Raw genomic sequence first — 23994 nt, forward strand, 5'->3', positions numbered from 1 at the left:
TCCTTGGTTGATTGTATCTCGGCACATTTACCTCCTGAAGTTATCAGAAAGTATCCACTTTATCGGGGGATCTGCTCGGTCCGCTGGAACTTCTTGTTAGCCCTGTGTGTACTCGTCGGTTGCATCATCTAGAACACCAAATTTCTTGGCTAGAAAATCTTCGGTGTTTGCCCACGACCGAGCGGAGGCAAATAACAACATAATTGACATTAAAGGTAATACCCACACTCCGGAACCGATAGACTTCTCTGGGCTGAATATTTCGATAAGAAACGAAACGAATAGTATGAAGGATGCGCTTGCATAAAACTGCTTCCACGCATAAGTGCGAGAATAAATTCGATCAATCATTTCGAAATCATCAACCGTTTCTGGATCACGTTTTGCGGTTGGTTGTTTGAATATTTTTCTGCGAATTTCTCGAATCAGATAGTCAATAGAGACGAAGCACAACCCATCGACTACCAAACCTGCTACCAAGGCGATTGAGAGGACCACAAGGCTACCCGACAGGCCAGCATCCCCTTTGGTTGCGGCAATAAGCAGAGCATTGATTTGTTCCACCATTAAAGACAATGGATACAGTGCAAGTAGGCCTGGCGACAGATGCGCTACAACGAATCGATACGTTATTGGAGCAACAGAGTTCATAAGACTACGAGGCCTCTTTAGGGCTAACTATTAATCGAAGACCTAAAAGTTGTGCTTGAACACGACACTGAGGTGCATATTCCCTTTAGATCTCCAGTAAACACTTGAATTAATGTTCTTATAATGTATTATACCTGCATTATAAGATCTAAATAAAAACCTGAAAAGGGATTGCCATAATGGGAAAGGAACCCCGCTTGCTCGACCGTGTTCGTGCGGCTATTAGAACCAAACATTACAGCATCCGCACTGAGCAGGCTTATGCCGACTGCATTCGACGCTTTATTCTGTTCCATAACAAACGCCACCCCGTTGAGATGGGTAAGGCTGAAATCGAAGCGTTTCTGACTCACCTTGCGGTCAATAGAAACGTTGCGCCTTCGACGTCTTGAGCCCCCTGGAGAGATTAACGTAATCGTCGATTCCATAGCCATAAGCTTGGCTTAACAATCGGTGAATAATGCTAATCCGAAGTATCCCCACTAGCCAAATAAACTATGTCGCTGCAACGCCGGCAGTTCTATTCCGGGTCGCGGTTATCTCAGCCATGATGGAGAGGGCGATCTCGGGGGGCCGTTTACTACCGATCGATACACCGGCCGGGCCTCTTATGCGCTCAAGTTGCTGTGGGGAGCAGCCCATTTTCGCCAAACGATCATGTCGCTTTGCGGCGGATCGGGTCGAGCCCAGCGCACCGATGTAGAAGGCGTTTGATTCAAGCGCCTCCAACAACGCCATGTCGTCCTGTTTCGGATCGTGGGCCAGTGTGACGACCGCCGTGCGCGGCCGCGCGGCGATGTTGCGTACCGCGTCATCGGGCATCTGGCGGGTGTAATCCACATCGGGCAGGGGGTCGGGATCGGTGAATGTCTCCCTGGGATCGCAGATCGTCACCCGATAGTCGAGCATGCGCGCCATCCTGGCCAGGTAGCGTGCCAACTGGCCATCCCCGATCAAAAGAAGCTGCCAGGCGCTACCGAAGACCTTTGTCAAACTCTGATCCGAGACGCTCAACTCCGGGTGCCCATCACCGGTTAGCAGCCTAACCTCTCCGTTCCCCAGGTCTACCTGGCGTGCAACCAGTTCGCCATGATCGATACGGTTCAAAAGCTGATCGATGGAGGTGACCGAGTTGAGATGCTCGACGGTAATCTGCAGACGCCCGCCGCAAGGTAGCCCGAGGCGCCCGGCCTCCTGGTTGTCGACGCCGAAGCCCAGCGAAAGCGGAAGCGTGTCGGCCAATTCACCCTGTCGGTATCGGTCGATCAACTCCTCCTCGATACAACCTCCAGAGACCGAACCGATGAACCGGCCCTGATCGTTCATCGCCATCAACGACCCGGGCGGTCGTGGCGAGGAGCCCCAAGTCCGGGTCACGGTCGAGAGGGCCACCCCTCTTCCCTCGCGCAACCACTCGGCGGCCTTGGCCATGACTGCCTTGTCCTCCGCCAGCACAATCTCTCCTGACCTATCGTTATGGTTCGCCATCGGAATCCTTTTAGGGCCTGTTACCATGGATTAATCGTTCCCACGCTCCCGCGCGGGTACGCAGACCACAGTGCAATAGGGGAACCCGTAAACAACCACACCGCAACTCGTGCACTAAAACCATAAACCTGTCAGGCGGGCCTAAGCGGTAGTTGTCTCAGACGTTGCCCCGTTGCCGCAAACACCGCATTGGCGACGGCCGGCGCTATCACCGGCGTGGCCGGCTCGCCGACCCCGGTGGGTGCTTCGGTGGACGGTACGATATAGACCTCAACCTCGGGCATCTGATCGATACGCAGGGTCAGGTAGTCATGGAAGTTGGACTGTTCGACCCGCCCCTCCCTGAGAGTCAATTCGCTGGCCAATGTGGCCGCCAAGCCAAAGCCCATACCGCCCTGCATCTGCGCCTCGATGACATCGGGGTTGACCGGGACGCCGCAATCCACCGCGATCACCACCCGGTCCACGTAGATCACCCCGCGCCGCACCGTGACTTCCGCCACCTGCGCCACATAGGAGTTGAAGGACTCGTGCACCGCCACCCCCCTGCCACGGTTACGGCCCAGGGGTTCGTCCCACCCCGCCTTCTCCACCGCCAGGTTCAGTACACCCAGATGTCGCGGATGTTCCGCCAATAGGGCGCGTCGAAAGGCTACCGGATCCTTACCCGCCTCCGCTGCGAGCTCGTCCAGGAAACACTCCACTGCGAAGGCGGTATGGGTGGAGCCAACCGAACGCCACCAGAGTACCGGCACCTGCAACTGCGGCGAATGGAGATCGATATGGATATGCTTCAGGGCATACGGCAGGTTTGCCGCACCCTCTACCGAAGTCTGGTCGATGCCATCCTTGACCATCACCGACTCGAACGGGGTACCCGCCAGAATAGACTGCCCCACGATACGCTGTTGCCATACCATAGGCCGGTTTTCGGCATCCAGTCCCGCCTTCAGCTTGTGGAGATAGAGTGGCCGGTAGTAACCGGCACGCATATCGTCTTCCCGGGTCCAGATCAGTTTGACCGGCGTCCCCGGCGGCATCGTCTTGGCGATATGTACCGCCTCGAGCACGTAGTCGGCCTTGGGATTGGCCCGTCGGCCAAAGGAGCCGCCGGCGTAGAGCATATGGATACGTACCTGTTCCGGCTGCAGTCCCAGCAGACCGGCAACCGCCATCTGATCGCCGGTGTTCATCTGTTCACCGTTCCAGATCTCGCAACCCGAGGCATCGATGCGCACCACGCAGTCCATCGGTTCCATCGGCGCATGGGCCAGGAAAGGTACGCTGTATTCGGCCTCGATGACCTTCGCCGCCTTGGCCATCGCCGTCTCGCTGTCGCCCTCATTGCGGGCGACCGTTCCGGGCTGATCTGCCAGCTCACGGTAGCTGTCGAGTATCTCGCTGGAGCTCTGCTTGAATGCCTCACTTTCGTCCCATTCCACTTGCAGTGCATCCCGGCCCTGCTTGGCACTCCAGAAATCGTCCCCCACAACGGCGATCCCGGAAGGGATCTGCAGCACTTGCTTGACGCCTTTGATCGCCCTTGCCGCCTTGTCGTCGAAACTACGCACCTTGGCGCCGAAGCGTGGCGGATGCGCCACCACAGCGGTATACATTTCGAGGAGTTGCACATCGATGGTGAAGAGAGCGCTGCCATCTGTCTTTTCCGGGCTATCCTTACGAGGCAGGCGCTTGCCGATCAGGCGAAATTCATCAGGCTCCTTCAATAACACCTCTTGCGGTACCGGCTGCTGCGCGGCGGCATCCGCCATCTCCCCAAAGCTGGCGCTGCGGCCGCTGGGCGCATGAGTCAGGCGACCGGCCTCGACCCCGATCTCATCCGCTTTCACCTGCCACTGCTTGGCAGCGGCCTCCACCAGCATATGTCTCGCCGCGGCGCCCGCTTTGCGCATCTGCATCCAGGAGTTGGCGATTGCGGTACTGCCGCCTGTACCCTGGGCCTCGCCCCAATAGAGATTGCGGTAGCGCTTGGCATCCGCCGGGGCGCCCTCCACTCTGACCTGTTCCCAGGCGGCATCCAACTCTTCCGCCACCAGGGTCGCCAGCCCCGTATAGGTCCCCTGTCCCATCTCAAGGTGTTTTGAGATCACGGTGATCTGGTTGTCACTGCCGATGCGCAGAAAGGCGTTGGGTTGAAAGGCCGCTTGATCCGCCGGCGCGGCACCGGCAAAACCGGGCCCCGATCTGCGCGTATCGGCACGGGTTACCGGCATGATGCCCAGAGTCAGTCCGGCCGCGGTGGCGACACCCGCCGCCAGGAAACGACGGCGACTCAGATTGGTTATCCAGTCACTCTTCATCTTGATTCCCTCCCGACGGGCTAGACAGACTTATTCGCGGCCGCCTTGATGGCGGCACGAATCCGCACATAGGTCGCACAACGGCAGAGATTACCCTGCATGGCGGCATCGATCTCGGCGTCGGTGGGCTTGGATTTTCGCTCGAGCAAGGCCGCGGCCGACATGATCTGGCCCGACTGACAGTAACCACACTGTACCACTTCGAGCTCCCGCCAGGCCGCCTGTACCGCCTTGCCGGAGGGGCTTTTCAAGCCTTCGATTGTGGTTATCTGTTTACCTATCGCCTCCGATGCAGGCGTGATACAGGAACGCACCGGTTCGCCGTCAAGGTGGATAGTACAACTCCCGCACTGGGCAATCCCGCAACCGAACTTGGTGCCCGTCAGCCCCATATGATCACGCAATGCCCACAGCAGGGGCATTCCCGGATCGATATCGAGGGATTGTTTCGAACCGTTGATAGTGAGTTGAATCATGCTATGCCTCCGGATGCCGCTATCCCTATAGCCATCTGGTTAGGATAGTACGGCAGTCAAAGCTTCGCTACGATCAAACTGGATACAGATAATAAGGATTAATGACCACCATGAAAGGACATCCATCAATCGCTTTCAACCACCACCCTATTCCTGCCCGTTTCCTTGGTCCTGTAGAGGGCGTCGTCAGCACGTTTGGAACTATTTCCCCTCTTTGTGGACCCTGCAGTGACGCAATCCCACAAGAGACCGTGAGCTTGAGTATTCAATCATTGAGCCTGCAGGTCTCGATTACCTCGGGTGACTGTCCATCCACAGGCGGTTTTCTGTCGTCTGGTTCTAACTGGCAAAAGATTCAGGTGTGGCTGTTGATGAAAATTGATTACATATCCGCGGTTGAGAACACTTTAAAATAAAGACCGCAGCTGTGTAGTCACTGATTCAACGCCCCCTGTTCGTAGAACCGCCAGGCCACCAGCAGATTCAACAAAACCAGTGTTGGCACGATCAAGGCCGGCGCCATAACCATGGGGAACATGAACAGCTCTGCAAACAGGGGTTCCACCATAAACAAATGCATCAACCCCGCTACCGGCAAGACGATTGCCAACGCACCGGCAAGATGCCAATAGAGGATGAATCGATCACTCAGCCGCCCTGAACGGGCCAACAGGGTCACGATGATGGCGGAGACGCCGAACAGAAGATCCGGACCACCCACAAACCAGGCAAACATCTGTGGAAACAGATCATTCGACGCCTTCAACAAGGTACCCAGGGCAAGGATTCGGAGAATATGTATCCCGCTCAACCAATGGACCGGTGTTTCATCCACGAGTACTCTCAGGCCATCCCGCAGCGGCGCCAGCGACAACATCATGCTCAGTGCGACAACAACCGGTACATAGGGCATCCAATAGCCGGGCTTCAGATTATAAAATGGCTCACTGCCAAACCGGCCCACACTCGACTGGTAACCGATAAACATGCCCCACATCAATATTACGCCAATCAGAAATGCCATCTGATTCCGTTGGTCTGAGTTCAGTATCCCAGCCCGATGCAGTCTACTTACAAGAAACCAGAGAAATCCGAACACAACAGCAATCAACAGAGGCAAACTGGATAATTGCATAGTGATTTCCCTGGCTAGTTAGAAAATGATCGTAAGGCCCATGCGCTCAGGCCATAAATAGATCATAAGGCCCTCCTGGTTTCTGTCGCAGTGGCCGATGGCGTTCGGCTGAGAATCTCAAACACCCACTGCGCTATCGACCGCGGCGGCAACTCACCGAGCAAGGCAAACACCTTATTGAGCAGTCCCGGCACTGATGTGGTTCGCCCCGCCATGGTGGCTCGATATCCGGCGAGCGCCACCTTTGCCGGCGTAAGCCTGGGCATCCAGCGATAGATCGGCATGGCGTTGGCACCCGCCTGACCGGCAAACGACGTCGGTGTGGCTCCCGGGCATAACGCCGTGACCTTAACCCCCGTCCCAGCGAGCTCTCTTGCCATACCACGGGTGAATGCCAGTACATAGTGCTTCGAAGCCACATAGCTTGCCCAGTTTGAACCACCCGCAAAATAGGCGGCCAGTGAGGCGACATTCAGAACCCGTCCATTTCCGCGTTCAATCATAGCGGGGAGAAACAGCCTGGTGAGGGATGTCAGTGTAACGATGTTCAGCCTGAGCATATTGAGCTGCCGGTTGAGATCGCTCTTCGCAAAGGGACCCACATCTCCCATCCCGGCATTGTTAACGAGCACATCCACCTGGATACCCTCGTCAATCACTTGCCGATGCAACTCAGTCGAACTATCGTCAGCGGTCAGATCAAACGGGTATGTGGAAACACCACACCCATATTCGTTTTCCAATTGTCCGGCTGCTTGCTTGAGATCGGCCTCACTGCGCGCCGCCAACACAAGATTGTAGCCGTGCATGGCGAACTGTTTCGCCAATTCAAATCCAATCCCTTTAGAACCACCGGTAATCAATACTGTCGGTAGTTTTTCATTTTTCACATCTTTCGTAGTCATTGACTTGATCTCCATATGGCTCGTTTAATCTACGGTATTTATCACACAGCTATTTCCATGAACTGCGTGATGCTTTGAATCAACCCAGCACAAAAAATTCTGAATGCTGCAAATCAAAGGTGTAAATAAACCAGCGCAATCGATGAATGTTAATTCTTGCACCTGTATGCATCTGTTTTGTAACCTAAGTCTTCATTCATTAGCTTGGCTGGGACAGAGTCCCTTAAAAGCGATACATTTGTCATCGGTTTTTAAATCGACTGAGCATCTCGACTGATCGATGTCTGTAACACGATTAACGCAACAGGGAGGAGCACTTCAATAATTATGGGGATGGTCCCCGCCATACCTGCCGATCCGAATTGAACGAGAGCATAGATACGTGCTATAGCGCCTACCAGAACAGCCCCCGCTATGATTCTCAAGATAGTCCCACCGTATTCGACCTCCCGCATGAGCCAGATCATGATAAGGCCGATGCCTAACATCAACGCACCGAAAAAACGAAGATCTGCATCCAGCAACAAGCTTGTGGTGTTGCCGGGCTCCACCCAAACTTCCGCAAAGGGCCCAGGACCTGTCGTGCCGTAGATCAACGCCGGCCCGCCGAATCGAAAGAACATAAGAAACGTTCCCAGGCCTAACAGCATGCGATAGACAGTTTTCTTCATTAAGCCCTCCTTATGGAGTGTCTATGGTTTTCTGAGTTATCGAATTCAACAATTGCCGCGGCATCCAATATCAGGATCTTTTCACTTTCGCGCTGAAAGTTACTTGGGTTCATAGAAAATCTTTGAAATGTGTATATACACATAATATTACTTTAAAAAAACTGCTCACGTAGTTGCAGCACTACTCACAACAGCTGTCAGATCCTCGAGCATACGATCAAGCCGTTCGCCGCCCAGAGAGGCTTCTATCTTCTGTTGCGCCTCCTGCCATAGGGGTAAAGCCAGTTCCAGGTGCTTCACCCCTTTTTTTGTTAGATTCACCTCGCGCGTCCGCTTGTCATGTCGGCTGGGTTTTACTGTCACCAGCCTGTCACGCTCAAGGGGCTTCAGGTTACGCGTCAATGTCGTGCGATCCATCACCAATGCCTCCGCCATCCTGGATATGGCAACCGGCCCCATGCCCCGGATTACAACCAACAGGGTGAACTGGGTCGGCAGTATGCCGCTGGGTTTCATAACCTCCTCGTAAACCTGGGTTAAAGCCCTGGAAGCCTTGCGCAGATTGAACATAACGCATGTCTGACCTATTCCCTGGCACATGCTAAGGTCGCAATTTAACTTTTTCTCCAGCATAGATAGTGTATATACACATATTATTTCGATGTCAAGTTTTTCTACTCTTCTGAGCTCACCATCGACACACCTGGCAGAGCACCACAGATTGTCTTATAACATTTGGGGTATTCTGAACTTGAGCCCTTCCTTAGACTCCATTCCACTCACATGGTGTGAATTTTTCACTACACCCATCACTTCCATTATTGGTATATCTCTGGTTAGATGACTCGCCTGAGAGCGTTTTCAGTGATACAAACAAACAGATATTCACATGGAGAATGTAATGATTTCATACATTAAACAGTTGGTAACGTTTTCGTTGGCTGCACTATCACTGCTGTTTCATACAGCACATGCCGCACCCGGCATGAGTGAACAGCAGATGCAACAGATGATGATGCGGGCTCAAGAGGCAGAAGAGTGTTTCAATAAAATCGATAAATCACAGGTGGAGGAACTCGAGGCCAAGGGGAAAAAAATGCAGGCCGATATAAAGGCCCTGTGTGCTGCCGGCAAACGGGATGAGGCCATGAGTAAAGCGTTTAAATACAGCAAGCAGATAAATAACGATCCCAAGATAAAAGAGATGCGTAAATGTAGCGAGAAGATGCGGGGCATGATGGTCAACATGCCGCAACCCTATATGCCCCCGACAGTGGACGAGCGGGAAAAGGCCGGACATGTTTGTGACGATATGTAGAAAAGCAGAACGACCACATTCGGTATAAGCGAAGCTGGCTGGAAAACACGCCCCAGGCCGGATATCTGGCCATATCTGTTGTGTGCGGTCTTATGTTGAGATCTGCGAACCTGGGCTGGCCGATGCAGAATCACCTCAAGCAGCCGGCCGGGTTCCGGATAACGTCATATGCCGATGAGCGGTTGCAACATGCGGCTGAAAACCCCTGAGAAGCGCAACCTGTCATCGGTGGCGATAAGACATATGCAAGGTTCACCGCTTTCTGCAACCGGTTGGTGGGAAACCGATGCATCCAGGTCTGCCAGGTCACCACTTTGAAAGCATCCCATCTCATCCGTGTAGGCACCCTTGATCACCAGGGTCAGTTCCCCACCCAGGTGTGTGTGGTGCGGTATGATTGTACCGGGCGCAATGGAGAGCAGACGTACACTGCCCCGGCCGCTTTCAATCCCGTTAATCACATGCTGGCGGATACCCGGCATTAAACTGCGCCAGTGTAACGAATCGATTCCATCCGGCAGATAGGGGATCAGGATCCCGGGCACGCCATCGACCGGTACGTGGCATGTGGCGGCTGGAATCTCTTCATCCGGTTCGCTATCTATACGCGACCAGACATCTTCAAGACCGTTGGCGGACATGGCTGCCGGCTGCATCTCAGACAACAATTCACCACCCAGGGCGTTCGCCTCCGCCATACGGCCGCGGCAATGGGGGCAAGACTCCATATGGGCTGCCAGTACCAGGGAAAAGCCCTCGGTTACCGCGCCAGCCGCATAGGCGAGTATGGTTGCGTCATCGGGGTGATGTTTGATGTTCATATCTTCTCTCCCATACCCATGCGCAGCTTGCCGAAAGCAAGTCTCAGACGGGATTTGACTGTGCCGATCGGTATGGACAGCTGCAGACTGACCTCGGAATGGCTCAATCCCTCGAAGTAGGCGAGCCGCACAACATCCATCTGGTTTTGCGGCAGTGTATCGACCAGCGCTCGCAGTTTGTCCGCGTCGGGTCGCTTTTCGTAACTTTCATGGCCACTACCTTCATCGTCGCCCGGCTCCACTTCAGGGGGCATTTCCACTTCGTGCAGCTTGTACTTACGCAAGCGGTCGATCCGCAGGTTACGCGCCACCCTGAATATCCATGTTGTTGCAGCGGCTTTTTGCGGATCGTAGTGATGGGCCTTGCGCCAGATCTGCACCATGGTCTCCTGGGCAAGATCATCGGCGCTGGCTTCATCCGTGCCTTGTCTTATCATATAACTCTTTATCCGGGGAGCGAAGTATCCATACAGGCGCTCGAAGGCATGCCGGTCACGGTTAACGGCAACCGAAGTGAGCCTGTCAACCGTCTCACTGGCAGAAGCTCCCGCTATGTTTTCGGATTCGGGAATTATGTTAGTCACAGCTAACATCATAGCGCGGACCTTTCTCTTGTCTATCCATATGTACGCTACCTTTGTCGTATCGGATCACTACCGGCACAATCAATCCATCTTTCTCAACATGATCATTTCAGTTTCTTCAGGCAGTGATCCCAACAAGCCGTATCCCGCCCTGATGCGGGACGGCCATGATGTTTGAGATGCTCAGAATTGTGGCAGCAGCACGCTGTCGACAACCCAGACCAGACCGTTGGCGGTGCGATAGCCTTGGCAATCGACCTCAGACTGGTTGACCATTGGGCTTCTTCGATCCCTGCTGGCGAACAAAGTCTGGCCAGCCAGGGTCTGGTATTTTCTGATGTAACGCACCTTTCTGGGATCGACCTCTTTCGGCACCACGTGATAGGAGAGAACAGCTGTCAAAATATCCGGATCGCTTGCAATGAGGGTGAGCAGGTCAGGCGGTATATTCTCAAAGGCCTCATCCGTGGGCGCCAAAACCGTAATGCCCTCACTGGAATCGAGCAACTCTGCAACCTCAAACGGAAGGACGGCAGCCAAGGTACTCAGACCCAGTGCCACCGCGCCCTCGGTGATTGTCGCGGGTCTCACATCGATAATTTCTGTCTTGGCACATTTAAAGTACCCGCCTCGCCAACCGGCATTTGCTGATGTAGTCGACAGCATCAGCATTGCCGGTAGCACTAAGGTAACGAGGGTCAACACCGTCTTGTTTTTGAGTATGAAAAACATGCCATCGAGTTTTGAATGGGTGGTAGTCATAGTTAATTCTCCAATCGATTTTTGTTTAAACGTCTTCAGGGACAAGGACGAATCCGAAGCCACACAGAACGACGCCTAACCATTCAACACTCCATTTGATCTTTCCCTTTGATTGCCGGCGTGCGTTCATACGCTTCTACGCCATGCCGGGAGATATGGATCACCAACAAAACGAACATCAAATCAATACGGTTTTTGTGGACTTGCTCAATGCAGACTGGATGTTTCGCAACAGCACGCATTCAGTTAATGACGAGCACGGCAGAAACCAGCATCGCGGTTTGGCACATCAACAGTGCATCCTTACTTAGTCATACGACAACACGCAGCTTCATAGTTAAAGCGCACCACCCCTTTCAGGCCCGCGACAAAAGCATTGCCAAATTGGGGACAAATGGCAGGGATGCCATTTGAGGTTCAGAGCGGTTGGACCCGCTTCTGAACCGAACGCAATTAGGCGATACTTTTGACGAGGAAAGGGCCTGTCGGGGAAGCATTTTTGGTTCCTTTTTATGCCTAAAAAGGGACTCGCACGCGTAATCTGAATTCTCTGCGGAGGCAGCCCGGTTGTCGCGTGTGGAACCCGTTGCCATAACAAAATAAAACAATCCCCTCTAAAACAGGTCACAATAATCACAGACTAAGAAATCATGCTTCGAACTCAACTCACCATTGTTTTCTCCCTGCTCATCGCCACCACGGTTGGCTGGGCAGTTACCCCAGAAAAACAACCACCGACCAATATCATCGAAACCCTAATCACCTCCCTCCCCGGTTCTTGGGATGGCCAGGCCATAGAAACCCCCGTCGGCCCTGTCGACTACGACATCATCTTCCAACAATGCAGCGACTCCCTGGTGGCCGGTATGGCCGACCTCAGGCCATCCGACCACTACTGGCAGTTCCGCAACGAATCCGACAAACTTGAGCTGACCTTCCTGTCGACTTTTGCCGGTAACCGCGAACCGGTAAAACTGCTGGTCAGCAGGAAAACCGGATCATCGATCGACTTCTATGCACCGGAATTGCCCCTGTTAACCGTGTCGATCAGCATCAACGAACCGATCATCGACATCCGGGTTTTTCATCACCACAAACCCCACGTGCATATCCGCCTGAGCAGGCAAGCACAATCCACTCTCCAGGCTGAGCAAACCTCGCCGCTGTCTGCCTGCAAAAAAGTTTAAGGAGAATAAACCAACACCCCTGCCCATCAAGGCAAAAACTGGAGACAGGATAGTCCGGAAATAACCGTCTATCCGGCCTCAATCCACTCAACTCCCCTGGATTTCAGGTTGAATCCGCACTCATTCATTGCCTTTCAGGCCTTCCGGTTTGCTTTAGGCAACAAGCTGCCATGAAATCTGGTCAGGTTTACTCTGGGTTTGGGCGACAGCGCCGCCAGCCAGGCGATGAAGTCCTGCGGTTTAAAGATGATATGGGTCGTACCATCACTGTATGGCGTTTTGAGTTGATATCGGATATTCCCCGAAGGGGTCAATGACAGGCGCCTCTCGGAGACCGCTGGTCTTATCATATCGAGATTCCAGATCACGTTTCGACTGTAGGGCAGACCCACGTGCTGGTAGTGTTCCTCAATGCCTTTCCACAGGGGCTGCAGGTCAGGGTGCAAATGGATGATGTCCCGCGGCTCGGAGATACCCAGTGCCCGTCCGGAGTAGAGATGGTTACCCACCACCCCATCCGCAGAGACAAACATCTTCCCAGCCAATTGGCGTAGCTGGTAAATCTCCAGTCAGGATATCCTCGGGGAGCTCTCCGGTCGGAAAGGCCTTCTGGTCTGGCGTCTGCTGCGAAAACGCTTTCGATAATCGCCCATGGTCATGCCGATACTGCGTTTGAACAGGCGTCTGAAGGAGCTGATGTCCGTGTAGCCGACACTGCTGGCTACGCTTTCGTGTGACTTGCCCGTACTCTCAAGCAGCCATTTCGCCTTGTCGATCCTGAGGTTTTGCAGGCAGGCATTGGGTCCCTGACCTGTCGCGCTTTTAAACCGCCGGATCAAAGTGCGATCGCTGACATTCAGTCGAGCTGCGAGTTCAGGAACCTGTAGCGGATCACCCAGGTTCTTCTGCATCAACTCATGGGCCTTGGTTACTACCGGGTCTTCATATTTCCGGACACTGCTGACGCGGAAGGCGGCCTGCGAGTGTCGACTGCTGTCCAGCAATAGGTAACGGGCGGTCAAATGGGCGACTCTGCTATTGATGTAGCGGCGAATGACCTCCAGCATCAGGTCCTGATAGGAGGTGGAAGCGCCGGCGCTGAGAATGGAGTCCGCTGCCACCAGCAACTCACCGCTGTTGAGATGGATATCCGGATATCTGGCGGCAAAGAGTCCCTCCACGGGCCAGCCGGTGGTGGCTTGCTTGTCCTGTAATAAACCCGCCTCGGCAACGAAAAAGCTGCCGGTACAGCTGCTTGTGATCAGACTCTTGCCGGCGGCGCGCCTGGCCAGCCAGTTGATCAACGGTCTATTGTTTTCCAGGATATTCACCAGGCGGGTTTCATCGATGACCGACATGCCGGGTATGTAGATCACATCCACCTGGCGTACCCCTTTCAGGCTGCAATCCACCGCCTGCAGCATGCCGTTGCCGGTTTTCACCGGCCGGCCTGAGACGGAGACCACCTTCCATTCGAAACGTGGCAGCTCCTTTTTACCCATGGCATCGATGATTCTGTTGGCGGCGTAGAGCATATCGACAGAACCGGCGATGGCCGAGGCCATGCACTCATCTATGGCAACGATAGCGACGCTAACGGTCGTTTTCATAATGGCGGATATGGCATTAAAGATGTCATTTATGACTCTTACTGACAACCTAGTCCAGGACTATATTTTTTTCAACACCGGCAATCTGTCCTAGAAGAGAATCAAGAGGAGAAAGAAAATGTCCCTATCGACCGCACAAGCCATATCCGGGCCGCGCAGCAAAAAAAACACGCGCAAGAACACACCGATTCAGCGCGCCTTCTCTAGCCTGACACGGGTATCTCCCTCTCTGGCCGGACGATTGGCAAACTACTTCTGGTATCGCACCCAACATCGCTCCATGACTGCGGATGAACAGCGTGTTTTGGGTCAGGCCAGTGTTGAAGTCAGACGATATGGCGGGAAGTCAGTTCGCGTCTATCGATGGGGTGAGGGCCAGCCAGTACTGCTGACTCACGGGTGGAACGGCGATGCGGGGCAGATGGCCTTCCTGGTGGAGGCGCTGGTGGGACAGGGCTTCCAGGTCACCGCATTCGATGCGCCTGGCCATGGTCGTTCTTCCGGCAACAGTACAGATATCTTCGAAATCAGCGGTTTCATCACGCAACTGCTACAGGAGTCTGGAGATGATACGGTAGTGATTGCCCATTCTTTTGGTGGCATGTGTACGCTGCACGCAATCTCGAACGGTGCCCGTGCGAGCGCAGTGGTCTGTATCTCCACACCCAAGGACGTCACCACCCTGTTGCAGCAGTTTTCAAGTCTCCTGGGTTTGAATGAGGTGGTAGTTGGTCAATTGAAACGCCGTCTTGAGCAGCGCTTCGGTGAAGATATGTGGTCTCGGTTTTCTATGCAGGAGTGGGTTCGTCTTGCAGATCTTCCTGGACTGATCATTCATGACTCGCGGGATAGATACATCCCGGTATCCAACGGCAGAGCAGTACACGCGGCCTGGGCAGACAGCGAACTCCAGATAACCCGGGGGCTTGGACATATGCGCATCCTGCAAGATGCTGAGGTTATCAGCAGCATCAAGCGCTTTCTTGGTCGACTCAAGTCAGTGAATGAGGAGCAGTGACAGCCAAGAACTGGTGGGGCAGGGCCCCAGACGGCCGCATTTGAGGTAGTCGGCAAATTCCTGTTGTACGTGCGGGGGCAAGTCCTTGTCCTGCACGGCCATCACATCCCTGAGCGCCGGGTAGTGCCGCTCAATGATGTGATAGAGAAGCGTCTGTTCCGGCCGATGACGTTTATAGGGTGGGCTGTGTGGCGACCGCTCCGTGATCGCTGCGTGAGACATATCGTGCTCCGTTCCATGGAGCATTCGATATTCTCATAATGCTCTCTATGTAGCTAGTCGTTATGCTCGACTGCATGAATGCCAGGTACTTACCGACAGCCAGCAAGTCTCATACAGACCGGAGGCCAATCCCTCCGGTCTGGCCTGATCCTCAGGCGATCAGCTTGACCGCGATCTCCTGCCCCCGCTGGGCCGATTCCACATACTCATCCATCTTGTCGAAGTTGAGATACTTGTAGATCTCCGGCGCCATGGAGTCGATCTTGGTGGCGTAGGCCATGTACTCCTCCACCGTCGGCAGCTTGCCCATGACGGCGGCCACCGCGGCCAGCTCCGCCGAGGAGAGGAAGACATCGGCGCCCTGCCCCAGACGGTTGGGGAAGTTACGCGTGGAAGTCGAGACCGCTGTTGAGCCCGCCGCGATACGCGCCTGGTTGCCCATACAGAGGGAACAACCGGGCATCTCGGTACGGGCGCCTGCACTGGCGTAGATGTTATAGACACCCTCCTCCATCAGCTGCTGCTCGTCCATCTTGGTGGGGGGCGCCAGCCAGAGGCGGGTCGGGATAGACTCACCCGAGGCCTCCAGCAGCTTGGCGGTAGCCCGGAAGTGACCGATATTGGTCATGCAGGAACCGATGAAGACCTCGTCGATCTTGGTGCCCTGCACTTCCGAAAGCGGCTTGACGTCATCCGGATCGTTCGGGCACGCCAGGAGGGGTTCCTTGATCTGCGACATGTCGATCTCGATCACCTCGGCATACTCCGCATCCTTATCGGCGCGCATCAGGGTTGGATTCTCCAGCCACTCCTCCATGGCGCGGGCGCGGCGCTCCAGGGTACGGGCGTCTTCGTAACCGTTGTCGATCATCCAACGCAACATGGTGATGTTGGAACGCAGGTACTCGGCCACCGACTCCTCGGAAAGCTCGATGGTACAACCGCCGGCGGAACGCTCGGCGGAGGCGTCGGAGAGTTCGAAGGCCTGCTCCACGGTCAGATCGGGCAGCCCCTGGATCTCCAGAATGCGGCCATTGTAGATGTTCTTCTTGCCCTTTTTCTCCACCGTCAACAGACCCCGCTGCAGTGCCGCGTAGGGGATGGCGTTGACCAGATCGCGCAGGGTGATACCAAGTTGCATCTCACCGGTGAACTTCACCAGTACCGACTCGGGCATATCCAGCGGGATCACCCCCAGGGCCGCGCCGAAGGCCACCAGGCCGGAACCGGCCGGAAATGAGATGCCCAGCGGGAAACGGGTGTGGGAGTCGCCGCCGGTGCCCACCTGATCAGGCAGCAGCATGCGGTTGAGCCAGGAGTGGATAATACCGTCGCCCGGGCGCAGGGAGACACCACCCCGGTTCTGGATGAAATCGGGCAGGGTGTGCTGGGTGTTGATATCCACCGGCTTGGGATAGGCGGCGGTGTGGCAGAAGGACTGCATCACCAGATCGGCGGAGAAGCCGAGACAGGCCAACTCCTTCAGCTCGTCCCGGGTCATGGGACCGGTGGTGTCCTGGGAACCGACGGTGCTCATGCGCGGCTCGCAGTAGGTACCGGGACGAATGCCGTCGACACCGCAGGCCTGGCCGACCATCTTCTGGGCCAGAGTAAAACCCTTGCCGGAATCTTCCGGATCGACGGGACGACGGAAGACGTCAGTGGCGCCCAGGCCTAGGGCCTCACGGGCTCGTTCAGTCAGGGAGCGGCCGATGATCAGAGGAATCCGACCGCCCGCCTTCGCCTCATCCAGCAGCACCTCGGTCTTGAGGGAGAATTCGGAGAGCACCTCACCTGATTCTGTTTCGATCCTGCCCTCGTAGGGCTCCACCACGATAACGTCACCCATGGCGAGCTGCTCTACCGGGCATTCGATAGGCAGTGCGCCTGAGTCCTCGACGGTGTTGAAAAAGATGGGCGCGATCTTGCCACCCAGCACTACACCGCCCTGACGCTTGTTGGGTACGAAGGGGATATCGTCACCCATGTGCCAAAGCACCGAGTTGGTGGCCGACTTACGCGAGGAACCGGCACCCACTACGTCACCCACATAGGCCAGGGGCAATCCCTTGGACTTGAGTGATTCGAGGTTCGAGATCGGACCAATCGTGCCTGGTTCATCCGGGTTGATGCCCTCGCGCTCGTTCTTCAGCATCGCCAGGGCATGCAGCGGGATATCGGGACGGGACCAGGCATCCTGAGCCGGCGAAAGGTCGTCGGTATTGGTTTCGCCGGTGACCTTGAAGACGGTCAGCTTAATCTCAGCCGGTACGTCGGGCTTGCGCTTGAACCACTCGGCGTCGGCCCAGGAGTCCATCACTGCCTTGGCATTGGCGTTACCGCCATCGGCTTTCTCCTTAACATCGTGGAAGGCATCGAACATCAGCAGGGTGAACTTCAGCTGTTCGGCGGCCAGCCCGCCAAGCTCACTGTCGTCCATCAGGTCGATCAGGGGCTGGATGTTATAGCCGCCCAGCATGGTACCGAGCAGTTCCACCGCCTTCTGTTTGTCCACCAGGGGACTCTCCGCCTCACCCTTGGCCACTGCGGCCAGGAAGCCTGCCTTCACATAGGCGGCATCATCCACCCCCGGTGGCACCCGGTTGGTGAGGAGATCGAGCAGGGTCTCCTCATCGCCGGCGGTTGGGTTTTTCAGCAGCTCCACCAGATCGGCGACCTGCTGCGCGTTCAACGGCAGCGGTGGGATACCCTGTTTGGCGCGTTCTTCAACGTGCTGGCGATAGGCTTCGAGCATGGATGACCTCGCTTCAGTTATGGGGAACCGCCATCGATGGCAGTCTCCTGATCATGGGATTCCGGTATTCACCGGAGTGTGGATTAGGAAGATAGCAGAGGTTGATCCATACGTATAATGGATTGTTCGCATATATAACATAATATTTTTGCATGCTATTATTGCCTGATTATGGATCTTCAACGCCTGAGATCACTCCTGGCTGTGGCCGACACCGGTTCCATCACCGAGGCGGCAGACCGTATCGGCCTCACCCAACCCGCCCTCTCCCGCCGCCTGCAGCAGCTGGAAGCGTATTTCGGTGCCGAGCTGCTATCCCGAGGGCGCAAAGGCGCCCAATTGACTGAGATTGGCCGATTGGTGGAACGCGAGGCTCGGGGCCTGGTCAACCGTTTCGACCACCTGCGCGAACAGGTCAGGGCGCATCAGGGCCTGGAGGGGGGCACAGTACGCATCGGCGGCGGTGCAACCGCAGTCTCCTTCGTGCTACCGACAGCGATCGCCCGCTTTCGGCAGGAACATCCCGGGATCCGCTTTCAACTCAAAGAGGCGGGGAGTATCGAAGTGGCCGGGGATGTCATCAGCGGCCGTCTGGAATTGGGGCTGGTCACTTTGCCTGTTCAGGCCAGGGAGCTGCAGATCTGGCCCCTGATCACCGACCGGATCGTGTTGGTCGCACCCAGGGAGCACCCCCTGGCACGCCTGAACGAGGTTGACGCCAAGGCCCTTGACGGACTCGCCTTTGTCGGCTTCGAGGCTGACACGGCGGTGCGCCAGATTATCGATGCGGCCCTGCGCGACGCAGGTGTTGAGATGAACGTGGTGATGGAATTGCGCTCCATACCGGCCATCCTGCGCATGGTGGCCACCACAGGCAACCTTGCCTTTGTCAGTCGCATGGGCGTGGATACCCTGGCAGGCGTCTGCGAAATCGAAGTACGCGGACTCAACATCGTCCGTGAATTGGCAGTCATCGCCAAGCAGGGCAGTTCCCTCTCCCCCGCGGCCCAGGCCTTTTCATCATTGCTCAGAGAGGAGCAGTCTATTGCATGACGGTATGACGCCTGTCGATACCGCTTCTTCTCTCGACTCTCTGCTGTTTTCCTGCTTTGTTGATCGGCAAATGTGCATAGATCCACATGCTCGCCATGATGATTCCGCCTGCGACCAGCAGAACGAAAAAGATCGCCGGCGCCAACATTAATAATCCAGCCAAGATAATTTCCATCATTCTCCCCTGGGCATAATTACCGCTTCAATTATCATCCGATTAGACCCGAGAATGCCTATTGCGTGCTCCAGAGTAGCTATGCTCATATCAGGGTATTTTCAGGTCACTCACTCAAGCCATGAAAGCTATTCTGATGATTTTCTGATTTATCATTCACTCAATAGCACACTGACAACTCCCTGCTATGAAAATCTGCCAACGACTATACTGCTAGTTATCTTCAACTCACTCCTTTGATGCTATGACTACCCAAAACCCTTCGAAAAACACCCGGGAGAATCCTGTCGATCCTTTGGCTGAGCGTATTCTCGATACCGCCGTTCGATTGGCCGAGGAGGGCTCATGGGAATCGATACGACTGCATCAGGTAGCGGCCGAGATGGGCATCGACCTTGAAGTGATTCATCGTTATTACCGGCAGAAGGATGACCTGGTGGAGGCGTGGTATGATCGCGCGGACCGCGCCATGCTGGCCGATGCCGCTCTGCCGGATTACCTCTCCCTGACCACCCGGGAACGCCTTCATCGTTCCGTCATGTGCTGGTTGATGGCGATGCAGGATCATCGCCGCGTCAGCCGGGATATGCTGATGTACAAATTCGAGCTGGGCCATATACATCTGCAGGTGCTTGGCGTATTGAGAATAAGCCGCACGGTACAGTGGTTTCTTGAGTCGGCACATCGTGACGCCATACATCTGCATCGTGTCATCGAAGAGATGGGGCTGACCAATATCTACCTTGCAAGCTTCGCTCACTGGCTGTTCGACAGCTCCAATGAAGCGGAAAAAACCCGGCGATTACTCGACCGGCTGCTGGGACGCGCAGAAGCAGTAGCGCGCTTTCTAACCCCCTTCAGCAGAACCGGGCATGAGGATTTCACACCGGCACATGGCGAGGCTAAGAGAGATATCCCACAGAGTGTCGAGGGATCGGTCCACTGAGGAGAGAATAACCACCAGCCGATGGACACTGTCACCCATGTTCTTTTCGGCGCGGTCTGTACACTGGCGGTTACTCGAATCGAATCGGCACCCGTTAAGGAGCTGCCTATGCGACTGGCCGTTGCCGGCACCGCCGCAGCCTTCCCGGATATCGACTACCTGAGTTTCTGGATAGATCCCCTGCTGTTCCTAGCGGATTGGCATCGAACTGCAACTCACTCACTGTTGTTCATGCCAGTCTGGGCTGGATTATTGGCATCGCTTTGGATGTACTCCCACTGGGCAAGGAGTCGGTGGTTCACTGTCTACGCCCTGTGCGGACTGGGGGTTACGTCCCATATTCTACTCGATCTGTTGACGGTTTTCGGAATCAGGATTTTCTATCCGTTTTCGTCCTCCCTCTACGCTATCGGTACAAGCTTTGTCATCGATGGGATAGTCACCATTCTGCTTGCAGCAACCCTCCTCTACTCCCTGCGTCACCCGGGAAGACGTGCTGCCATGAGTGGCCTGTTGTTGCTGTCTCTCTACCTGGGCGCCCAATGGGGGCTCAGGAGTCATGCCTACAGGATTGTTGCCGCACAGTTGTCCGAAGCGTCCGATCTGCATCTTTTGCCGCAACCCTTCTCACCCTTCTATTGGCAGGCAATCAACCGGGCCGGTGATGAGTATCGGGTCGCCTATCTCAGCCTGCTTGCCAAGGACAAGGCCATCATCGATGACTATCGGGGTAGCACTGCACTTGAGTGGCGACAGGAAAGCCTGCTGGGAAACGATAACAGTCTCGTCCCCCTGATCGATGAGGCATGGAGTCAGCCGCTATTTTTAAAATTCAGGGAGTTCGCCCGCTTTCCAGTCCTGTATCGCCTGGATAAAGAGGGAGGAGAAGCCTGTGCATGGTTTACCGATCTTCGCTACACCCTGCCCTATATGACACCCGCATTCCGTTACGGCATGTGTCGCCGACATGGGCAGGCATGGAGGCTCTACCGCTTGAAGCGATTTAGCCACAACGAACGGCAGGCACTGCCTACCATCACTCAACATTGAACTGGATTTCACTGCTTTATGTAAGAGCATCCGATATCCTGTCTGGACCGCACTTCAACTCACGAATAACAGATGCATGTTGAAAGATTCAGCGGTTGACCACGTCCCGCGGATGCCCCCTATGCAGAGCTGACACCCTTTTCAGATATGTACCCCTACATTTGGGGCTTAACCGCTACACCTTACTCTCTTCTTCTCCTACGGCCTTCGATATGGCGTTGCGTCCCTTCTTTTTGGCCCTGTAAAGGGCGGAATCCGCAGCATCGACTAATGAGTCCAGGTCGTGACCATGATCGGGAAACATCGATACGCCGATACTGACGGTTGACGATATCTCCTGCCCGTCATCCATGCTGTGGATCTCTTTTGCAGCACGCTTGCGAATTCTCTCTGCAGTTGTGGTTGCCTGGTCCAGTTGGGTTTCACCCAGAACGACGATGAATTCGTCACCTCCAAAACGGCTGACATAATCCACATCCCGGACCGCATACTCGATAATCTCTGATATCCTGTGCAAAACCTCGTCACCAATATGGTGGCCAAAGGTATCATTGATCTTTTTCAGGTTATCCACATCCAACAGCAACAAGGTAATATTGTGTTTATAGCGCTTGGCTCTCTTCAGGTCCTGCGCAAACCGTTCGGCCAGCCCTCTGCGATTATACAAACCGGTCATCGGGTCGTGGGAGGCAAGAAACTTGAGTCGTTCCTCTTCCAGCTTTTGATGGGCGATATCCCGAAACGATCCGAGTGCCTGCCAGCCATTCAGGCTCTCAAACGGGGAGACCGTCAGTTCCAGGATGGTTTCCTCGCCATTTTTTCGTACCGCGGGAAACTGCTTGGTCCAAGATTCAAATTCCTTGCCATATTCGTCTACGAACCGACTGAAATGTTCGCTGGCATTGCTTCTGAGCCGTTCGGGTACAAGCAGTTCGTGAATGTTTCGATCAGTTAAGTCTGCGGCGGTATATCCGAGTATTTTTTCCGCAGCAGGATTCCAGAACAATATTCGGGCTTCACGGTCAACGATGATGATACCTTCCCTGGTGGCCATTGCGATACTCTTGAATCTTGCTTCGCTCTTCTTTAGCTGACGTTCAACATTAATCAGGTTGTTGAGGGCTTTTTCCCGCAGTTTCCCCAATCGGATGGATTGACGAAGACTTTCCTCAAGCAACTTATTTTCACGGAGTATTTTTGAGACCCGTTCCTGAATTTCCGTTGTGAGGGTATGCATGGTATCGCTTAGGGTATCTCAGGGTAGATCAGGTCCGTTCCACATCGTAGTTCCTTCAGATACTCGATTGCGTCGTCAACATGGGAGGTTCCGATGATTGATCCATGCTGAGGCAGTATGGCCTGGATCTCGAAGCCAGATAGTGACTTAATGAAACCCCGAGTTGCCAGATTGGATGCCATGTAATCCAGGTGAAACAGATCCATTTTCTCTTTGTGTACCCCGAAAGAGGAAACGGCCAGACTCCAATCTGTATCAAGGGCCGCCCAAATGTCCCCTGAAAACAAAAAACCGCTCTCCGAGTGATAGGTTACAAAAGCGCCAGGGAAATGCAGAAACGGGGCCTCTATGAATCTCAAATGGCTGCCGGATGGCAGGGTAAATTCGGGATTGGCGACAATATCATAAGCGTTGTAATCGGGATTACCGTAGTGAGGAAGCAGGACATGGGTCCTGGGTGAGGAATAGACCGGCATTTCAGGATTCAATTCCAGCCAGTCGACCATCGATGCCGCAACATCCGGATCCTGGTGACACACTATCAGTCCGCTGACATGCTCCGGCAGCATGATTTGTGAAACCCGCGTCTTCACCTGATCAAAAAAAGAGCGGTTGCCAGGATCCACCAATAGCGCCTGGTCACCATCAACAATAAGATAGGTGTTGCAACGAAATGCTGTTTCATCGGTGATCCCCAGCCAATAGATCGTCGTACCATGTCGCGAATACAACGGTGTCGGAATATCCATATCGGGGATCGCCGCAGTGGTGAGAGTGAAATCCGCTTGATAGGGCACAGCACACCTTCGGGCAGCGAGCCATGTGTTCAGTTTGCTATTAATCAGTGTAGACTCTGCCCGATAACATGGTATTGATCTTTATCAATACGGCAAAGATTGTGCAAAGCCCAGTCGAATATCACAGCCTTGGGACGGAATTTTTTTTCGGAAGGGCCTGCTGAAGATATTCCACAACACTCACCGACAAACCATTGCCGATTTGACTCAACTTTCTGGTGCGCCAAATGCCATCGTATTTCAAGTGAACCATATGTTAACACTGAAATAGTCGATTGATTTGCTGTGAAATCCGGTTTTCTACTGCAAGCACACTTAAACACACTCCATTTCAGCAGACGAATGGAAACTGTAGCGAGAATTAAACTGATTGTCAGAGTCCATTTACCTCAGCCCAGTCCTTCAGTTGTTCCAGCACGGTCAGGGAAGAACGGCCAAAGTCGGTGATCTCGTATGCAATAGCTACCGGTCTGGTGCTAAGAACCTTTCGCTCCACCAGGCCGATCTCTTCCATCTCTTTGAGTCTCTGGTTGACCATCTTTTTGCTCGCTCCGCCGAGTTGACGAGCTAGATCATTAAACCGGACTGGACCGTCCTGCAGGTGCCAGAGTATCGAGCCTTTCCACTTGCCGCCGATGATGCGCATGCCCCGCTCGATCGGGCAAGGTTCGGAGCAGGCGTTGATGACCACCTTTTTCCCGTCCGATCTCAGTTCGACACGTGCCTTAGATGTCTTCATGGTTACCAAAAGTATACTAGTTGACTATGGTCACTTAGTGTAACACCATACATCAACGCTTTCACCAAGGAGA

26 protein-coding genes and 1 pseudogene are annotated in these 23994 nt (G+C 54.5%); 8 read left to right on the forward strand and 19 right to left on the reverse strand.

Going from position 1 to position 23994, the window contains the following annotated elements; all coding sequences use genetic code 11:
- Nucleotides 1-96: 96 nt before the first annotated feature.
- Nucleotides 97-651 carry a hypothetical protein gene (locus CODIS_RS16395; RefSeq protein WP_069127127.1) on the reverse strand — a complete coding sequence of 185 codons (555 nt, stop codon included), beginning with the start codon at nt 649-651 and terminating at the stop codon, nt 97-99.
- A gap of 179 nt (nt 652-830) precedes the next feature.
- On the opposite strand from CODIS_RS16395, the gene CODIS_RS20615 reads away from it, so the two are divergent.
- Nucleotides 831-1043, forward strand: coding sequence for a phage integrase N-terminal SAM-like domain-containing protein (locus CODIS_RS20615; protein ID WP_083220839.1), 213 nt, complete (start codon nt 831-833; stop codon nt 1041-1043).
- Nucleotides 1044-1146: 103 nt separating this feature from the next.
- Here the strand turns inward: CODIS_RS20615 and CODIS_RS16405 are convergent, their stop codons facing one another.
- The 7 genes from CODIS_RS16405 to CODIS_RS16435 all read right to left on the reverse strand — a co-directional run bounded on the left by CODIS_RS16405 (nt 1147) and on the right by CODIS_RS16435 (nt 8163).
- The gene (locus tag CODIS_RS16405) at nt 1147-2139 is read right to left on the reverse strand and encodes an XdhC family protein (protein ID WP_235615259.1); all 993 of its coding nucleotides are present in this window, start codon (nt 2137-2139) and stop codon (nt 1147-1149) included.
- Nucleotides 2140-2270: 131 nt separating this feature from the next.
- Nucleotides 2271-4460: a xanthine dehydrogenase family protein molybdopterin-binding subunit gene (locus CODIS_RS16410; RefSeq protein ID WP_069127129.1), complete on the reverse strand. Its 2190-nt coding sequence runs from the start codon at nt 4458-4460 to the stop codon at nt 2271-2273.
- Nucleotides 4461-4480: 20 nt separating this feature from the next.
- Nucleotides 4481-4936: a (2Fe-2S)-binding protein gene (locus CODIS_RS16415; protein WP_069127130.1), complete on the reverse strand. Its 456-nt coding sequence runs from the start codon at nt 4934-4936 to the stop codon at nt 4481-4483.
- Nucleotides 4937-5369: 433 nt separating this feature from the next.
- Nucleotides 5370-5960: a hypothetical protein gene (locus CODIS_RS16420; RefSeq protein ID WP_154723173.1), complete on the reverse strand. Its 591-nt coding sequence runs from the start codon at nt 5958-5960 to the stop codon at nt 5370-5372.
- Between the two features lie 173 nt (nt 5961-6133).
- Entirely contained in the window at nt 6134-6976 is an 843-nt protein-coding gene (locus CODIS_RS16425) for an SDR family NAD(P)-dependent oxidoreductase (RefSeq protein ID WP_069127132.1), read from the reverse strand.
- A gap of 251 nt (nt 6977-7227) precedes the next feature.
- Complete coding sequence (locus CODIS_RS16430) at nt 7228-7647, reverse strand: DUF4345 domain-containing protein (protein WP_069127133.1); 420 nt, start codon at nt 7645-7647, stop codon at nt 7228-7230.
- A gap of 165 nt (nt 7648-7812) precedes the next feature.
- On the reverse strand, nt 7813-8163 hold the full coding sequence (locus CODIS_RS16435) for a MarR family winged helix-turn-helix transcriptional regulator (RefSeq protein ID WP_235615260.1): 351 nt from the start codon (nt 8161-8163) through the stop codon (nt 7813-7815).
- A 385-nt stretch (nt 8164-8548) separates the two neighbouring features.
- On the opposite strand from CODIS_RS16435, the gene CODIS_RS16440 reads away from it, so the two are divergent.
- Nucleotides 8549-8965, forward strand: a complete 417-nt coding sequence (locus CODIS_RS16440) for a hypothetical protein (RefSeq protein ID WP_154723174.1) — start codon at nt 8549-8551, stop codon at nt 8963-8965.
- Nucleotides 8966-9129: 164 nt separating this feature from the next.
- Here the strand turns inward: CODIS_RS16440 and CODIS_RS16445 are convergent, their stop codons facing one another.
- Nucleotides 9130-9786 (reverse strand): ChrR family anti-sigma-E factor, encoded by a 657-nt coding sequence (locus CODIS_RS16445; protein ID WP_069127136.1) that lies wholly within the window; start codon nt 9784-9786, stop codon nt 9130-9132.
- Entirely contained in the window at nt 9783-10370 is a 588-nt protein-coding gene (locus CODIS_RS16450; protein ID WP_235615261.1) for a sigma-70 family RNA polymerase sigma factor, read from the reverse strand. The genes CODIS_RS16445 and CODIS_RS16450 overlap by 4 nt, the downstream gene beginning before the upstream one ends.
- Here CODIS_RS16450 and CODIS_RS21185 point away from each other — a divergent pair.
- On the forward strand, nt 10360-10548 hold the full coding sequence (locus tag CODIS_RS21185) for a hypothetical protein (RefSeq protein WP_162420261.1): 189 nt from the start codon (nt 10360-10362) through the stop codon (nt 10546-10548). The genes CODIS_RS16450 and CODIS_RS21185 overlap by 11 nt on opposite strands.
- A gap of 5 nt (nt 10549-10553) precedes the next feature.
- On the opposite strand, the gene CODIS_RS16455 is transcribed toward CODIS_RS21185, so the two are convergent.
- The gene (locus CODIS_RS16455) at nt 10554-11132 is read right to left on the reverse strand and encodes a fasciclin domain-containing protein (RefSeq protein WP_069127137.1); all 579 of its coding nucleotides are present in this window, start codon (nt 11130-11132) and stop codon (nt 10554-10556) included.
- Between the two features lie 650 nt (nt 11133-11782).
- Between CODIS_RS16455 and CODIS_RS16460 the strand changes: the two genes are divergently transcribed.
- On the forward strand, nt 11783-12319 hold the full coding sequence (locus CODIS_RS16460; protein WP_069127138.1) for a hypothetical protein: 537 nt from the start codon (nt 11783-11785) through the stop codon (nt 12317-12319).
- Between the two features lie 137 nt (nt 12320-12456).
- Here CODIS_RS16460 and CODIS_RS20620 read toward each other — a convergent pair.
- Nucleotides 12457-12663 (reverse strand): annotated as a pseudogene (locus CODIS_RS20620) (transposase); the annotation flags it as partial.
- A 225-nt stretch (nt 12664-12888) separates the two neighbouring features.
- Nucleotides 12889-13929, reverse strand: a complete 1041-nt coding sequence (locus tag CODIS_RS16470) for a GlxA family transcriptional regulator (protein ID WP_069127140.1) — start codon at nt 13927-13929, stop codon at nt 12889-12891.
- Nucleotides 13930-14047: 118 nt separating this feature from the next.
- Here CODIS_RS16470 and CODIS_RS16475 point away from each other — a divergent pair, with 118 nt between their 5' ends.
- Nucleotides 14048-14947: an alpha/beta fold hydrolase gene (locus CODIS_RS16475; protein WP_069127141.1), complete on the forward strand. Its 900-nt coding sequence runs from the start codon at nt 14048-14050 to the stop codon at nt 14945-14947.
- Here CODIS_RS16475 and CODIS_RS16480 read toward each other — a convergent pair.
- A complete protein-coding gene (locus tag CODIS_RS16480) occupies nt 14927-15169 on the reverse strand; it encodes a hypothetical protein (RefSeq protein WP_154723175.1) in 243 nt (80 codons plus the stop codon). The two genes, CODIS_RS16475 and CODIS_RS16480, sit on opposite strands and share 21 nt — an antisense overlap.
- A gap of 151 nt (nt 15170-15320) precedes the next feature.
- Nucleotides 15321-17924, reverse strand: a complete 2604-nt coding sequence (gene acnB / locus CODIS_RS16485; RefSeq protein WP_069127143.1) for a bifunctional aconitate hydratase 2/2-methylisocitrate dehydratase — start codon at nt 17922-17924, stop codon at nt 15321-15323.
- A gap of 171 nt (nt 17925-18095) precedes the next feature.
- Here acnB and CODIS_RS16490 point away from each other — a divergent pair, with 171 nt between their 5' ends.
- Nucleotides 18096-18977, forward strand: a complete 882-nt coding sequence (locus CODIS_RS16490) for a LysR family transcriptional regulator (RefSeq protein WP_069127144.1) — start codon at nt 18096-18098, stop codon at nt 18975-18977.
- On the opposite strand, the gene CODIS_RS16495 is transcribed toward CODIS_RS16490, so the two are convergent.
- Nucleotides 18967-19140, reverse strand: coding sequence for a hypothetical protein (locus CODIS_RS16495; protein ID WP_154723176.1), 174 nt, complete (start codon nt 19138-19140; stop codon nt 18967-18969). The genes CODIS_RS16490 and CODIS_RS16495 overlap by 11 nt on opposite strands.
- Before the next feature lie 256 nt (nt 19141-19396).
- Between CODIS_RS16495 and CODIS_RS16500 the strand changes: the two genes are divergently transcribed.
- Both CODIS_RS16500 and CODIS_RS16505 read left to right on the forward strand, forming a co-directional pair.
- Complete coding sequence (locus CODIS_RS16500; protein WP_069127146.1) at nt 19397-20098, forward strand: TetR/AcrR family transcriptional regulator; 702 nt, start codon at nt 19397-19399, stop codon at nt 20096-20098.
- Nucleotides 20099-20119: 21 nt separating this feature from the next.
- Nucleotides 20120-21148 (forward strand): metal-dependent hydrolase, encoded by a 1029-nt coding sequence (locus CODIS_RS16505; RefSeq protein WP_069127147.1) that lies wholly within the window; start codon nt 20120-20122, stop codon nt 21146-21148.
- Between the two features lie 175 nt (nt 21149-21323).
- On the opposite strand, the gene CODIS_RS16510 is transcribed toward CODIS_RS16505, so the two are convergent.
- The 3 genes from CODIS_RS16510 to CODIS_RS16520 all read right to left on the reverse strand — a co-directional run bounded on the left by CODIS_RS16510 (nt 21324) and on the right by CODIS_RS16520 (nt 23921).
- Nucleotides 21324-22385: a GGDEF domain-containing protein gene (locus tag CODIS_RS16510; protein ID WP_069127148.1), complete on the reverse strand. Its 1062-nt coding sequence runs from the start codon at nt 22383-22385 to the stop codon at nt 21324-21326.
- An 8-nt stretch (nt 22386-22393) separates the two neighbouring features.
- On the reverse strand, nt 22394-23182 hold the full coding sequence (locus CODIS_RS16515; RefSeq protein WP_235615262.1) for an oxygen-binding di-iron domain-containing protein: 789 nt from the start codon (nt 23180-23182) through the stop codon (nt 22394-22396).
- Nucleotides 23183-23555: 373 nt separating this feature from the next.
- The gene (locus CODIS_RS16520) at nt 23556-23921 is read right to left on the reverse strand and encodes a winged helix-turn-helix transcriptional regulator (protein WP_069127149.1); all 366 of its coding nucleotides are present in this window, start codon (nt 23919-23921) and stop codon (nt 23556-23558) included.
- Nucleotides 23922-23994 lie beyond the last annotated feature (73 nt).

The sequence above is a fragment of the Candidatus Thiodiazotropha endolucinida genome (assembly GCF_001715975.1).
GTDB classification, from domain to species: domain Bacteria; phylum Pseudomonadota; class Gammaproteobacteria; order Chromatiales; family Chromatiaceae; genus Thiodiazotropha; species Thiodiazotropha endolucinida.